Source organism: Bacillus sp. BML-BC051, assembly GCF_019656175.1.
Classification (GTDB): Bacteria; Bacillota; Bacilli; order Bacillales; family Bacillaceae_G; genus Bacillus_A; species Bacillus_A mobilis.
The window spans coordinates 31,939-45,584 of sequence record NZ_BPLI01000018.1 but is presented as its reverse complement, the minus strand read 5'-3'; the positions used below and the strand labels follow the sequence as shown (position 1 = coordinate 45,584).

At 32.8% G+C, this 13,646-nt stretch carries 14 protein-coding genes; 11 read left to right on the top strand and 3 right to left on the bottom strand.

What is annotated here, in order from left to right; translation table 11 throughout:
• The first annotated feature begins 107 nt into the window (after nt 1–107).
• The 4 genes from pdxR to K5S59_RS09840 are packed head-to-tail and all read left to right on the top strand — an operon-like array spanning nt 108 to nt 3,072.
• Nucleotides 108–1,541 (top strand): MocR-like pyridoxine biosynthesis transcription factor PdxR, encoded by a 1,434-nt coding sequence (gene pdxR / locus K5S59_RS09855; protein ID WP_000454955.1) that lies wholly within the window; start codon nt 108–110, stop codon nt 1,539–1,541.
• Nucleotides 1,542–1,574: 33 nt separating this feature from the next.
• Nucleotides 1,575–1,931, top strand: coding sequence for a CidA/LrgA family holin-like protein (locus K5S59_RS09850; protein ID WP_000878477.1), 357 nt, complete (start codon nt 1,575–1,577; stop codon nt 1,929–1,931).
• 23 nt (nt 1,932–1,954) lie between these two features.
• Nucleotides 1,955–2,626 carry an LrgB family protein gene (locus K5S59_RS09845; protein ID WP_000242937.1) on the top strand — a complete coding sequence of 224 codons (672 nt, stop codon included), beginning with the start codon at nt 1,955–1,957 and terminating at the stop codon, nt 2,624–2,626.
• A 20-nt stretch (nt 2,627–2,646) separates the two neighbouring features.
• Nucleotides 2,647–3,072 (top strand): YfmQ family protein, encoded by a 426-nt coding sequence (locus K5S59_RS09840; RefSeq protein WP_000214607.1) that lies wholly within the window; start codon nt 2,647–2,649, stop codon nt 3,070–3,072.
• A gap of 22 nt (nt 3,073–3,094) precedes the next feature.
• Here the strand turns inward: K5S59_RS09840 and K5S59_RS09835 are convergent, their stop codons facing one another.
• Together K5S59_RS09835 and K5S59_RS09830 are read right to left on the bottom strand one after the other, a co-directional pair.
• Nucleotides 3,095–3,496, bottom strand: a complete 402-nt coding sequence (locus K5S59_RS09835; protein WP_000098931.1) for a CBO0543 family protein — start codon at nt 3,494–3,496, stop codon at nt 3,095–3,097.
• The gene (locus tag K5S59_RS09830) at nt 3,471–4,649 is read right to left on the bottom strand and encodes a DUF2515 domain-containing protein (protein WP_000375771.1); all 1,179 of its coding nucleotides are present in this window, start codon (nt 4,647–4,649) and stop codon (nt 3,471–3,473) included. Before K5S59_RS09830 ends, K5S59_RS09835 begins: the two co-directional genes overlap by 26 nt.
• A 312-nt stretch (nt 4,650–4,961) precedes the next feature.
• On the opposite strand from K5S59_RS09830, the gene K5S59_RS09825 reads away from it, so the two are divergent.
• The 4 genes from K5S59_RS09825 to K5S59_RS09810 are packed head-to-tail and all read left to right on the top strand — an operon-like array spanning nt 4,962 to nt 8,315.
• Nucleotides 4,962–5,948: a UDP-N-acetylglucosamine 4,6-dehydratase family protein gene (locus K5S59_RS09825; protein WP_000932599.1), complete on the top strand. Its 987-nt coding sequence runs from the start codon at nt 4,962–4,964 to the stop codon at nt 5,946–5,948.
• Entirely contained in the window at nt 5,945–6,856 is a 912-nt protein-coding gene (locus K5S59_RS09820; RefSeq protein ID WP_000739096.1) for an SDR family oxidoreductase, read from the top strand. Before K5S59_RS09825 ends, K5S59_RS09820 begins: the two co-directional genes overlap by 4 nt.
• A gap of 25 nt (nt 6,857–6,881) precedes the next feature.
• The gene (locus K5S59_RS09815) at nt 6,882–7,202 is read left to right on the top strand and encodes a DUF6572 domain-containing protein (RefSeq protein ID WP_001014805.1); all 321 of its coding nucleotides are present in this window, start codon (nt 6,882–6,884) and stop codon (nt 7,200–7,202) included.
• A gap of 48 nt (nt 7,203–7,250) precedes the next feature.
• The gene (locus tag K5S59_RS09810) at nt 7,251–8,315 is read left to right on the top strand and encodes an undecaprenyldiphospho-muramoylpentapeptide beta-N-acetylglucosaminyltransferase (RefSeq protein WP_001035070.1); all 1,065 of its coding nucleotides are present in this window, start codon (nt 7,251–7,253) and stop codon (nt 8,313–8,315) included.
• A gap of 95 nt (nt 8,316–8,410) precedes the next feature.
• Here the strand turns inward: K5S59_RS09810 and K5S59_RS09805 are convergent, their stop codons facing one another.
• Complete coding sequence (locus K5S59_RS09805) at nt 8,411–11,131, bottom strand: GGDEF domain-containing phosphodiesterase (protein WP_120450812.1); 2,721 nt, start codon at nt 11,129–11,131, stop codon at nt 8,411–8,413.
• Nucleotides 11,132–11,553: 422 nt separating this feature from the next.
• Between K5S59_RS09805 and K5S59_RS09800 the strand changes: the two genes are divergently transcribed.
• The 3 genes from K5S59_RS09800 to K5S59_RS09790 all read left to right on the top strand — a co-directional run bounded on the left by K5S59_RS09800 (nt 11,554) and on the right by K5S59_RS09790 (nt 13,605).
• Nucleotides 11,554–11,943, top strand: coding sequence for a VOC family protein (locus K5S59_RS09800; RefSeq protein WP_061678152.1), 390 nt, complete (start codon nt 11,554–11,556; stop codon nt 11,941–11,943).
• Between the two features lie 207 nt (nt 11,944–12,150).
• Entirely contained in the window at nt 12,151–12,966 is an 816-nt protein-coding gene (locus K5S59_RS09795; protein ID WP_098872151.1) for an alpha/beta fold hydrolase, read from the top strand.
• 30 nt (nt 12,967–12,996) lie between these two features.
• Nucleotides 12,997–13,605, top strand: coding sequence for a histidine phosphatase family protein (locus K5S59_RS09790; RefSeq protein ID WP_120450810.1), 609 nt, complete (start codon nt 12,997–12,999; stop codon nt 13,603–13,605).
• The last annotated feature ends 41 nt before the right edge of the window (nt 13,606–13,646 follow it).

Below are 13,646 nucleotides of genomic sequence, written 5' to 3'. Positions count from 1 at the left end.
GGATATATCCATTTACGGATAAGAAAATATGGCTAATTAATACTATTTTTACGGTGAATACTGTTAGTAAAAAATGAGGATAGTTCGTTTTGAAAGGAGGGAACTAGATGGAATGGAAACCAAATCGTGCAGATAAGACACCTGTATATAAACAAATTGCTGATTATATTGAAAGAGGCATTTCTTCAGGTGAATTTCCTTCTGATAGTAAGTTACCTTCTGAGCGTATATTGGCAAAGGAATTACAGGTGAACCGGAGTACAATAGTAGCTGCGTATGAAGAATTAAAATCACTTGGAGTAGTAGAACGGCAAAAGGGAAGCGGAACACGGGTCAATACAGACATATGGGGTGTCTCACATAAACGAATACCGAACTGGGGTAGGTACGTGGAGGATGGATCGTTCTTACCTAACGTACCACTCGTTCAACAAATTCGAACGGAAACACAAAAAGATGATTTAATTAATTTAGCAAGTGGTGAACTGTCACCAGAATTAATTCCGAGTGATAGATTTCGAAAAATTTTGTCGGAGAAAACATTTATGGAAAACCTCGGCTATGACCATCCACTTGGAAATGAGATGTTGAGAAAAACAATTGCAGCACATGTTCAGCAATATAAACAAATTGAAGCAGATTCAAGCTCTATTCTTATTACATCTGGAGCACAACAGGCGCTTAATCTTATCGTTCAATGTTTATTAAAACCTGGCGATGCAATTGCAATTGAAGATCCGTCGTATTGTTTTTCATTGCCGATGTTTAAATCCGCGGGCTTACAAATATTCCATCTACCTGTTGATCAGCATGGAATGAATCCAGATGATTTAATTGATTTGCATAAAAAGCATCGTATTCGCATGGTATTTCTGAATCCAGATTATCAAAATCCAACAGGTACTGTGCTTTCATTAGCGAGACGTAAAAAGATTTTAGAACTGTCTTCTGAGTTCGGTATACCAATTGTAGAAGATGATCCGTATAGTTTAATTTCTTTTAATGGAGAAGTGAACCCGACATTAAAATCAATGGACCAAAATGGAAATGTTCTTTATATAAGTTCATTATCAAAAATTGTTGCATCAGGATTACGTATTGGATGGATAATTGGTCCGACACGCGTAATTGAGCGTTTAGCAGATGCAAAGCAACAAGTTGATTTTGGCCATAGTGTATTTACGCAGTGGGTAGCAAATCAATTTTTGGAATCAAAGGATTTTCATACACATATTACGATACTTCGTGGACAATTGAAGCAAAGAAGAGATGAATTAATTGCAGAGCTTGAAGAAACATTGGGAGACCGAGTTGAATGTTTCGTGCCAGAGGGTGGAATACATGTATGGTGTAAAGTGAAAGGAAAGTTTGATGAATATCACTTATTAGGTGAATCTATACGGAATGGTGTCGCATTTGTTCCGGGCAGTGTTTTAGGTTCGAAAAATGAATATATACGATTTACGTTTGGTAGAGCGAATATAGAACAAATTCAACTTGGAATTAAACGGTTTGCCGACACGCTAAATGAGATTTCATAATATGGATGTGTGATAGTGAAATGAGGGAAAGAAATGAAGTACGTGACGCTTTTACTTCAAGTAGGCGTGCTATATATATTTAGCTTAGTGGGTACGTGGATTCAGGAAATATTCCATCTATCAATACCGGGAAGTTTAATAGGGATGTTAATACTGTTCCTGCTCCTTTCCACTCGCGTTTTACCGTTAAAATGGTTTGAGTTAGGTGCGGAAAAATTAATCGTATTTTTACCATTATTTTTAATCCCTTCGACAACAGGGCTGATGGAATACGGGTCTTTTCTTTTCAGTAAGGGAATTGTTATATTCCTTTTAGTAGTTGTGAGCACAGTAGTAACTTTGATTATTTCAGGGTATATAGGTCAATTATTAGTAACATCAAAAAAATAAAATCGACAAGGTGCAAGATGCAAATGGTCTTAATTATTATTACTATAGTAATGTATGTATTGGCGACAAAGTTATATAAAAAAATTCCATTTCCTTTTACGTTACCGGTGCTAACAGTTACAGCAAGTATGATTTGCTTATTTTTGATTTTTGGTATTTCTCATCATGAGTATAGAGAAAATGGGGGGAATATTCTTTCCGGTTTATTGAGTCCTGCAATTGTAGCATTAGCGATACCATTATTTAAAGAGCGAAACATACTTATGAAAAACTTTTTGTCGATACTTATCGGCGTAGCAGTAGGTATAGTGGCTTTAACGAGTATGAATGTAGTGATTGGCGGGATGTTAAATATAGATAAGGAACTCATATTAACGACACTGCCGCAATTAGCGACGATGCCTATCGCCATTTCATTAGCGGATCAAATTGGTGGTATTCCATCTATGACTTCTAGTTTCGTAGTAGTTGCAGGAATAACAGGTGCTATGATCGGACCGACAGTACTGAAGTTTTTCCGAATAACAAGTACGATTGGAAAAGGAGTGGGGATGGGATGCGCATCACATATTATCGGTGTGAGCCGCCTCGTGAAGGAAGGCGAGAAAGAGGCGACAATCGGTTCGGTGACGATGATTGTAACTGGAATACTCATTAGTATACTCATACCGTATGGAACGAAATTTATTTTTTAAATGTAATGGAGATGATGAAAATGACAACATGGTTTATAGTTACTTTATTTATTTTTGGGGCTTTTAAAGTACTAGTTTCTAGTATGCCAACTTCTGTTGTAGAATCAATTATTAGTAGATTTGAATTGCATCAAAAACTTGAGGAAGAGAATACCTCTATATCGGTAGATGGAAAAAATATAGAGGGAGAAATGAAACTACAAGTTATTCATGAATTTAATGAAGCTTTATTTTTAGATAAACATTATTTCCCACCGCACGGGGAAGGAACACCGATCGTTATTAACACGAAGAAGGGGAACAAAGAGATTAGGTTTTCTCTATATAGCTATGAGGAACATGTTGATGTAATCAAGCAATATAAGAAGAAAATCGTTGCCTACCGTTTACGTTCAAAAAGTCTTCAAAACCCTGCATCACTAGCAATAACCGAAGAGTACGCTTAAAAAGAGATCTATAATGGTCTCTTTATTTTTGTATGAAATGATATACTTTCCAAATAAAAGAAAAGAAAATCATATAGCCAAATAAAGAATATGTATGATTCCAATCCACACTATGAATAAAGAAACCGAATCTTTCAGCAACCTGTTCAAAAATACTAGCACAAATACCTATTGAAATAATAAATACAATTCTAGAAACTGCAGATAATGTTTTTGAAATTTGTATGAAAATCGTTGTTAAAATCGGTAGTACAAACAAAGTAAAGCCAATGTTAACTGAAAATATGGATGAGAACGGTCTAACTGGAAAGGAATACATTTGTTTTGCAACGAAGAAAGCATCTAAGCAAGTTCCGATCATAGAAGAGAGTAAAATTGTAACGACTAATGCTAGAAACTCATTCTTCTTCTCGGAGGAGGACATTTTTCTTTGCGAGAATTGCGAGTTCAATTTTTTCGAGTGTTTTGCAGTAGTCTTCTGTAATTTGTCCATTTATATTTTCCTCCTTATCAACTAAGTAATTTACAACTTGCCAATCGGTAAACCAATCTTCACTGTCAACTTCCTCATGCTTCATATCTCTCCATGCATAGATGAGTGCAGGACTGTATATACGATAAGCGCCACTTCGCAACTGGCATTTCTTTATTCGGCGCTTATAAAACTCACGGGAAAAAGATTCATTTACACTTGAAAATAAATGGGGCCAGTAATCTTTCCTTGATCCTGTATGCGGATGGTGTTGGGCCCAGCTTATTATTTGAGATAAAACATGTGTATCTCGAAATAATAATGAATACAATCTTTTTCCAATTAATATTCGTTCATGTAAGGAAGTGAAATGTTTCATTGTATCACCAAATAGTAATACTTTTTGTTTTTTATCATTTTCGTAGAATGGGAAAAGGATATGATTAAACTGAAAGAAATCAAAGAGTTTAAATCCAATACTATTTAGTACAGTCTTTTTAAATTGTACATTTTGAATCACTCTTTTTTCTAAGTAGTTTTGTTCATTAATAATAGTTGCAATCGCTAATGTTTTTTTGTTGCCTGTTTTCCAAAAATCGTTCCACATCGTTTCCATAAATGTAGAAACATTTAGGTGAGGGAGAAGGTGAAATAACTTTTGTGATCTCTTTATACTTTGTTCGTAAAGTAAAAATTGAGGGTATACATCTTGGAAAATAAGCCAATTCCCTCTTTCTAAAAAAGAAAAAAATATGAATTGATCTTTCTCTGATAAAATTCTCGTATATAAATCGCCCTTTAAATCAGTCATATTCCAACCACCGTTACGTGATACCATATGTCCAAGCAGTGCCCAATGTATTTCTGGATATTGAATGTAAAATTGATAGTATGCGCGTGTTCTTGTCACATTATTTTTATTTAGCTGTTCTGTTTGTATTTTTATTTTGTTGATGATGAGTTGCTCTTCTTTCGTTAATTTATACATGGTACCAGAAGGAATAAGCTTGCTTTTTTGTTTCAATTCATTTTTTATATCGAATAGTGAGAGAGGCAGGGCTTTGGAATGTCCGTTATATGTATGATTTGAATTATTTCGGTCCATTCCGTTACCTCCCTTATTCATAAATTTAAACATGATTATTGGCTATGAGTCATTCTATTTATTTTATTACGAGTATAAGAAATAAATGAGCGGTGTTTTTTTACAAGGAATTTATTTATCATGAAAACAGTATAAAAAATCTTACTGTTGTGAGGTGAAATGAAAAACAGAAACTATGTTTAATAGTTTCTGTTTTTTTATTTTGTCAATTAAATGTAACAAACGACGATTATGATTTAAATCAATTGAAAATAATTCAATAAATTTTTATAAATACAATTTTAATTGAAATGTGTAGTAGGAGGAAAAGAAATGCTAAATAAAATAATTTTAATTACTGGTGGTACAGGCTCGTGGGGACATGAACTTATAAAACAACTATTAGAAAAATCACCGAAAGAAATTAGGGTTTTTTCAAGAAATGAAACGGTTCAGTTTGAAATGCAGCAACAGTTTATAAATGATGATAGATTAAAATTTATTATTGGAGATATTCGTGATAAAGATCAACTAGCCTATGCTTGCCAAGGTGTACATTATGTATTCCATCTTGCAGCTTTAAAACATGTTCCAGTATGTGAGTATTATCCTTATGAAGCTATAAAAACTAATATACATGGTACACAAAATGTAATTGAAGCATCTATACAGATGCAAGTTGAGAAAGTTATATATGTTTCAACGGATAAAGCGGCCGATCCATCAAATACGTATGGGATGACAAAAGCAATTGGTGAGAAATTAATGGTTCATGCGAATATGCAAACGAAGAAAACAAAATTCATTTGTGTTCGTGGTGGAAATGTTTTAGGAACGAGTGGAAGTGTAGTACCACTTTTTAAACAACAAATTAAAAAATCTTCACAAGTAGGGATTACCGATGCTAATATGACTAGATTTTTCTTAACAGTTGAAGATGCTGTTGAATTGTTATTTAAAGCCGTATATCAAGGTAGAGGCGGGGAAATCTTTGTTATGAAAATGCCGGCATGTAAAATAACAGATTTAGCAGAAGTATTAATTGAAGATTCGGAAAAAGAAAACATTAAGGTAAAAGAGGTAGGGATAAGACCGGGTGAAAAATTAAGTGAAATGCTTTTATCTGAGGTAGAGAGTAAAACAAGTATAAGTTTTGATCAAAATTATTTTGTGGTACTACCGACGATTTCTATAGAAGGACTTCAAGAATATTATTCTAGCTATCCGCTAGTGGATATGAAGAGTTTTAGTTCTCAACAAGACTTACTTACAAAACATGAGGTGAAACAAATGCTAGGAAAAGGAGGGTTTTTACGATGAAAAAAAATGCGAGCCTTTTAATAACTGGTGCAAATGGTTTCACAGGACGCCATGCTTGCCAATATTTTTTAGAGCAGGGCTTTCATGTAATTCCTATGTTTCAAAATCGTGCATATAGAGAAACAATTGGGAATGGTATTACTTGTAATTTAACTAATAAGAGCGAAGTAATGAAGGTAATGAAACGAATAAAGCCAGATTATGTATTGCATTTAGCAGGAAGGAATTCGGTCATAGAGTCTTGGACAGCTGCTCTTGAATATGTAGAGATTAATGTAATAGGGACATTATATTTATTAGAAGCAATTAAGCAAGAAGCACCTCACTGTAGAACGTTGGTTATAGGATCTGCTTTGCAAGCAGATAGTATGAACGAAATAAAAATTTCAAATCCATATAGTTTAAGTAAAACGATGCAAGTCATTATTGCAGAAGCGTGGAGTGAATTAATGAATTCAAATATTATCATTGCAAAGCCCTCGAATTTAATTGGTCCAGGAGTATCGAATGGTATTTGTTCTATTCTTGCAAAAAAAATGATAACGATAGAGTCGAATAAAAGTGAAGCAATTATTGAAGTAAACAGTTTGAAAGATAGTAGGGATTTTTTAGATGTACGTGATGCGGTTAAAGCGTATCATGTGTTATTACGCGATGGAACAAATGGAAAACAATATAATATTGGATCAGGGGTAAAACGGTCTTTATTAGATGTAATAGAACAATACAAAGAATTAACACAGCTAAATTTTTCCATAAAAGAAGCAGAGCATAGTGGGAGCGAATCAAATGAGAGTTTAGTAATAGAGGATATAAAAAGGTTAGGTTGGGTCCCAGAAATTCAATTTCATCAATCATTAAAAGATGTACTTGAGTATGCGAAGTGTAGTGAAATCTGCATTCAATGAAAAATAAAAAGGGTGTAAGAAATATATGAATGGCTATAAAACAATAGATAATCAAAATACGCTATTTCTTTTAATTGTTGATACGCTGGACTGGAAAGATGAGGAAGAGCATGTTTTGTGTATCTATGAGGCGATAAATAAATGTCTAGTCTATGTGGAGGGTAAAAAGGGTGATAGGAAAAGTCCAGTAATAGGTACAGGAACTAGGGCGGTAATTCAAGTCTTTGCTCAGTATGAATGTAGTGAGTATGGAAATGATTTTTATGATCTCGTTAAAGATTTTTTGCAAGATATAGGATTTGAGTTAAATGTTTATATAAATAATAGTAAGTTTACTTACATTTAATAGATAAGTATAAAACAAGATTTTTAATGATAAAGGTGGATATAAATTATGAATAAAAAGATTCTCTTTACTGGGGGCGGTACAGCCGGACACGTAATGATTAATATGGTATTGATTCCTAAATTTATGGAAAAAGGATGGGGAGTTGAGTATATTGGATCTCAAAATGGAATTGAAAAACTATTAGTTCAAAATGTGAAATACAATAGTATTTCAACGGGAAAGTTTAGGAGATATTGGGATTGGGAGAACTTTAAAGATCCTTTTAAAATAATAAAAGGTTGCATACAAAGTTATAAATTGATGAAACGAATAAAACCAGATGTTATTTTTTCGGCAGGAGGATTTGTTTCCGTTCCGGTAGTAATAGGAGCGTGGATGAATAAAGTACCCGTAATAATACGTGAACCAGATAGTACGTTAGGATTAGCAAATAAAATAGCATTACCTTTTACTACAAAACTATGCACAACATTTCCTCAGACAGGAGAAAATGTAAGTAATGAGAAGAAGGTTTATGTAGGACCAATTGTAAGGGAAGAAATTGAGAGGGGCAATGTATTACGGGGAAGAAGCTATTGTAAATTTCAGCAAGATAAACCAGTATTGTTAATTATGGGTGGGAGTCAAGGTGCTCAATGGATAAATGATATGGTAAGGGAAAGTTTGGAAACATTACTATTAAATTTTAATATTGTTCATATGTGCGGTAAAGGGAAGGTGGATTCATCTATTGGTATGGAAGGTTATATGCAATTTGAATATATAGGGGAAGAGTTGCCGCATATACTAAATATGGCGAGTGTTGTAGTTTCGAGAGCGGGTTCTACTGCTATTTCTGAATTGCTATTCTTGAAGAAACCAATGTTGCTTATCCCGCTAACTAACAGTTCCAGTAGGGGAGATCAAGTTTTAAATGCTGAATATTTTTCTCGGCAAGGATATGCAGAAGTTATACTCCAAGACAAAGTAAGTATGAATGTATTCATACATGCAGTAAATAAGTTGTATGCAAATAAGGAGAGATATATTCAAAACATGACTGGCTATACGAAAACAAATGATGAGGGGATTCATCAATTAATAGATATAATAAATGAAGTGGTACAGTAATAGAAATTTAAATAGTAAAAAGGAAAGAAGGTATCTTCTTTCCTTTTTACTATAGTTGTTCAAATTCATTATTACTTATCCTGATTAGCTATGTATTATGGGTGAATCCCACTTTCTAATAGCTCAGTAAATGCATTAGTATGAATAGGTTTACTGTAATAGTAACCTTGAATAAACTGACATTTATTTTTTTGAAGGAAATTCACGTGTTCTTTCGTCTCTACCCCTTCAGCAATGACAGACATTCCTAATGTATTTGCTAATGTGATGATTGTTTTAATAATTTCCATTCCATCGTCACATGTTTCAGACATTGTAATAAATTCTCTTGGGATTTTTAACGTATCGATTGGATATAAAGGTAAGTAAGCTAGCGAAGAATAGCCTGTACCAAAGTCGTCGATTGAAATGTGAATCCCTAAACTTTTTAGTGTGCGCAATTTTATCAATGTTTCTCGTTCATCCATCATTGCAATTCGCTCTGTTAACTCAAGATCGAGAGAACTTGCTGGTAAACCTGTATTTGCTAAAGTAGAAGAAATAGACTTTACAAAATCCTCTTGTTCAAATTCTTTAGCAGATAAATTTACACCTATTTTTAAATGTGAATATCCGAGTGCATGCCAACGTTTCATTTGCTCGCAAGCTTGCTCTAATGTCCATTTTCCTATTGGAATAATTTGTAGTGTTTCTTCTGCAATCGGAATAAACTCGTATGGAGAAATAACGCCTAATTCAGGATGATTCCACCTGATTAAAGCCTCTGCACCAATAATTTTATTAGATTCACTATCAACTTGAGGTTGGTATAAAAGGAATAATTCTTCATTTTGTATTGCGTTTGGTAAATCTTTTTCTAATCGTAATCGTCTTTCAATTTTTTTAGCGATTACATCGTCATAAATAGAGACAGAGTTAAGCTCTTTTGCCTTTGCATCATACATTGCAACATTAGCGTTTTTCAGAAGTGTAGCGGTATCGATTCCGGAATGTGGATAAATTGCGATGCCGATACTTAGTGATAAAGTTAATGTATGCTCATGTATGACAAACGGCTTTTCCATGCATTCAAATAACCGGTTACATAATTGGAATAAGGAATCTTCGTCAGTATAGTTTTCAATTAAAATTGTAAATTCATCGCCACCGATTCTTGACAGATGAGTATGTGATGGAAGACAGGATTGGAATCGCTTTGCTACTTCTTCTAATATGTAATCTCCTGACGAATGTCCCAGTGTATCGTTAATTGCTTTAAAGCGATCTAAATCTAAATATAATAATGCGAACTCACTGTCTGTTGTTCTAGCATTTTTTATAACTCTTTTTAATTTCTTATGGAAAAAGGCACGGTTCCCAATTTTCGTTACAGTATCATGGAATGCTAAATATTTTATTTCTTCTTGCTGTTTTTTTAGTGCAGTAATATCTTTCACCATTATATAGCTTCCTGAAATTTGCCCGTCTATCATAATAGGGACGATGGTAACGTATAAAAAATAAGTAAAGCCATCTTTATATTGAGAACTGAGTTGTAAGGATGCCGATTCTTGTTGTTTCACTTTTTCTAATGCAGATGCTAGTTTATGTTTATCTTCATCTAAAATAATCGAAAAACAAGTTTCACCGAGTAACTCATTCGTTGGTGCTCCCAGTAACATACTTCCAGCTTTATTTACATTTAAGAAGATTCCATTTAAATCAATCGTAAAAATAGGATCAGGATGATATTCATATAGTGATTTGAATTTTTGTTGTTTCTGAGATAGAGCCTCTGATTTATAAACTAAATCAGAAGTTCGTAAAGTCACTTTTTCTTCTAGTTGAGCATTAAATGCCTGTAAACGTTTTGTTAGGGAATTGTTTTGCATACGTACAATAGAATGACGAATGAGTACGAAAATAAAAGTAATACAATTTCCTGTAATGAGAGTTGAAGATGCTGTTTGTTCTTTTAGTGTAAACCCGATTAGTATTGTAACGGCAAGATAGGGGAATACAACTAAAACTTTTTTTCCTAGTTTAGGGTGTACAATAAAGTAATTTTTAGTGCTATTATAATCATCTGAAATAGAACCAGCTATTGCAATAAGTAATATAGGTATTCTATATAAAAGACGTAATAATGTTATCGTTTCAGTTGATAAATGATTATTTAAGTAAAAATAAATATAGTTAAAAGTTGCAGAACTTATTAATACAAAAATAAAGATATAAATCTTCCGTTTGGAATTAAAAATTGTCGGACGGAAAAAGAGACTAACGCCTAGTAGAAGAAATAATAAATCTGCAATTGGGTATAGAAATGAAAGGAAAACATCTCCTAGTGAAAGAGAGAATATATTTAAATTTGGCTGATTAAATAAATACCACTCCAATGTGAATATGGAAGTAAGTACGATGCATATATCACAAATAAAGAACGCTTTTTCCCATTTATCGCATTCTTTTAAAATTTTATAACAGAAAGCGATAAGACAGAAAAATAAGAAAAACATGTAAAATACATCAGAAATAGTAAATCGATGTATTGGAATTTCGAAGAAGCTATCCTCATATGTGTATACTATTTTCCCTAATAAAAAGCTACCGATTGCTATTGTGATACATATCCAAAATGGATTTGAACTAACTTTTTTAGAATATATAGAGTAAATGAGTGATACAAATGTAATGGCTTCAACGATAAGTGAAGCGAAGCGTACATCCGAATTTGAAAAATGAGTAGGGAACAGATAAAAAAATATAAAATAGATTGAATAGCATATTAATGTTCCAATTAATATATATAGTTGTAAATTTTTAGTTAATTTCAATAAAATCACCTTCTTTAATTATGCACTATATTCGTAATATCTATACATAATAATATTATTTAAGAATTGTATCAGATTTCCTTATAAAAATCATGTTTATAAGGAAAGTGTTAAAAAGTGTAATACTTCTTAAAATTAAAAAAGTGTTGTTTTTAATAATATGTACTTCATCAAGATTTTAAATGGGAATTGTATATTTAGTCATCCTTTGGATTCTATAGGTTTTTTAATAGTTCGCAAGTGAATATGCATAATTGCATAAAGATAATACATTCAATTTTATATAAAATATTTTCATTATAAAGTATGAACTAAACTTTTGTATGTGTTTATTCTCATACTAATGAGGGATTTCAAAAAGAGGTTACGTATATACAATAATACGTAAGCATGTATAAAATTTTTAGTATGGGAGGAAAAGCATGAAGAATTGGGTGAAATTTCGAATAGCACGTCCAACTGATCAGTTTGAAAAGGTTATAGAATTCTATGAAAAAGGAGTAGGCTTAAAACGTATAGGTGAATTCTACGATCATGAAGGCTATGATGGGGTCATGTTTGGACTCCCAGATGAAGAATATCATTTAGAATTTACGAGACATATAGAGGGGAGTCCATGTCCAGCTCCGACGAAAGATAATTTACTCGTATTTTATATGCGTGAAGATAGCGAAATGAAAAAGGTGAGTAAAAGGCTGTATGCATTGGGATATGATGAGGTAGAGCCTGAAAATCCATACTGGAAAGATAAGGGGATAACGATAGAGGATCCAGATGGTTGGAGAATTGTGTTGATGAAACTAGAGGAATAATGGGTAATGATGCTTGAAGTTCAAGTAGGACGAAATACGTAAAAGAGCTTTCTTTTGAGGGGATACACTCATGGAAGGCTTTTTTATTTGGAATCTGAAAAATAAAATTTGAAATTATATTCTGAAAAGTTGTAAAATAAGAACGTATATTCCTATTGGTTTAAGAGAAGAGTCTGTAAAGATAAATAGAAAAGTAGGGGGCTTTTTATGAAATGCCGGATTAAGGATACAGAAATATATTATGAAATCATTGGCGAAGGAAAACCAGTCATTATTATACATGGCTGTGCACCTGATCATAGGTTAATGCAGAGGTGCATGGAATCAGTATTCGAAAAATATAAAGGCTATCAAAGAATATATATTGATTTACCTGGCATGGGGAAATCGAATGCTCCAGATTGGATAAATAGTTCAGATCATATGTTAGAACTGTTACTTGCATGTATTGAAGAAATCATTCCAACGAAAAACTTTTTATTAGTAGGAGAATCTTATGGGGGATATTTAGCTAGAGGTATACTCACAAAGCTGTTTGAAAGAGTTAATGGATTACTATTAGTATGCCCTGTTGTTGTAGCGGAGCAAGAAAATAGGATTATCTCTAATAAACAGATAATTGTACAAGATAAGGAGTTTTTAAATACACTAACTGCCACTGATAGAGAAGAATTTTGCGAGTTAGCAGTGGTCGCGAATGAATATACATATACGAGATTTAAAGAGGAGATTAAGCCGGGACTAGATATTGCTAATTATGAATTTATTGAAAGGTTGCAAAAGAATTACTCTCTTACTATGAATTTTCATCATATGAAATATGAGAAACCCGTTCTTTTACTAGCTGGAAGACAAGATATCTCGGTAGGTTATCAAGACATTATAAGAATTATTGATGATTATCCAAGAGCGACATTAGCGATGTTAGATATGGCAGGGCATAATTTACAAATTGAACAACCTGAAGTATTCGAGTGTTTAGTAGGCGAGTGGATTAGACGAACAAATCAACAAAGTTTATAAAAGACGAATGAATATTTTCAAGGAGGAAGTATGAGTACCTATATCTATATGGTTAGACATGGTGAATCACCAAAATTAGAAGGAAATGAAAGAACAAGCGGATTAACTGAAAAGGGAAGTTTAGATGCTCATAGAGTAACGGACATATTAAAAACAGAGGGAATCGATACTTTCATTTCAAGTCCGTATAAGAGGGCTGTGTTAACGATAGAAAAATCAGCCGATTTCTATGAAAAAGAAGTAGTAGTATATGAAAATCTCAAAGAGTGTATGTTTTTAAGTGAGGATAAGATTATATCAGATAAAGAGGTGTATCCACTTGTAAAGAATATGTTCTCTGATCCGGATTTTGCACTAACGGAAGGAGAGTCATATAAGGATTGTCAGAGACGGATAGTGAAAGTGCTAAAGGAAATATTGATGGATTTTCAAGGGCAAAAAGTTGTAATTGGTACGCATGGGCTTGTAATGACTTTAATGATGAATTACTTTGATAATCAATACGGGTTTGAATTTCTTATACATGCATCGAAGCTCGACATATATAAGTTGGAATTTAAGGATGAGCAATTAATGAATGTAGAAAGATTATGGATAGGAGATAGAAAGAATCTTTATCAACTGTTTTTAGAATCTTAAATCAATAAGTAATTATTCAGTTTCTGAATAATATTATTGGA

What these genes read in the sequence shown, in the direction of transcription:
- K5S59_RS09850 (WP_000878477.1), top strand. Translation starts at nt 1,575, where the DNA reads ATGAAGTACGTGACGCTTTTACTTCAAGTAGGCGTGCTATATATATTT.
- K5S59_RS09820 (WP_000739096.1), top strand. Translation starts at nt 5,945, where the DNA reads ATGAAAAAAAATGCGAGCCTTTTAATAACTGGTGCAAATGGTTTCACA.
- K5S59_RS09840 (WP_000214607.1), top strand. Translation starts at nt 2,647, where the DNA reads ATGACAACATGGTTTATAGTTACTTTATTTATTTTTGGGGCTTTTAAA.
- K5S59_RS09825 (WP_000932599.1), top strand. Translation starts at nt 4,962, where the DNA reads ATGCTAAATAAAATAATTTTAATTACTGGTGGTACAGGCTCGTGGGGA.
- K5S59_RS09790 (WP_120450810.1), top strand. Translation starts at nt 12,997, where the DNA reads ATGAGTACCTATATCTATATGGTTAGACATGGTGAATCACCAAAATTA.
- K5S59_RS09845 (WP_000242937.1), top strand. Translation starts at nt 1,955, where the DNA reads ATGGTCTTAATTATTATTACTATAGTAATGTATGTATTGGCGACAAAG.
- K5S59_RS09795 (WP_098872151.1), top strand. Translation starts at nt 12,151, where the DNA reads ATGAAATGCCGGATTAAGGATACAGAAATATATTATGAAATCATTGGC.
- K5S59_RS09835 (WP_000098931.1), bottom strand. Translation starts at nt 3,496, where the DNA reads ATGTCCTCCTCCGAGAAGAAGAATGAGTTTCTAGCATTAGTCGTTACA.
- K5S59_RS09800 (WP_061678152.1), top strand. Translation starts at nt 11,554, where the DNA reads ATGAAGAATTGGGTGAAATTTCGAATAGCACGTCCAACTGATCAGTTT.
- K5S59_RS09810 (WP_001035070.1), top strand. Translation starts at nt 7,251, where the DNA reads ATGAATAAAAAGATTCTCTTTACTGGGGGCGGTACAGCCGGACACGTA.
- pdxR (WP_000454955.1), top strand. Translation starts at nt 108, where the DNA reads ATGGAATGGAAACCAAATCGTGCAGATAAGACACCTGTATATAAACAA.
- K5S59_RS09830 (WP_000375771.1), bottom strand. Translation starts at nt 4,649, where the DNA reads ATGGACCGAAATAATTCAAATCATACATATAACGGACATTCCAAAGCC.
- K5S59_RS09815 (WP_001014805.1), top strand. Translation starts at nt 6,882, where the DNA reads ATGAATGGCTATAAAACAATAGATAATCAAAATACGCTATTTCTTTTA.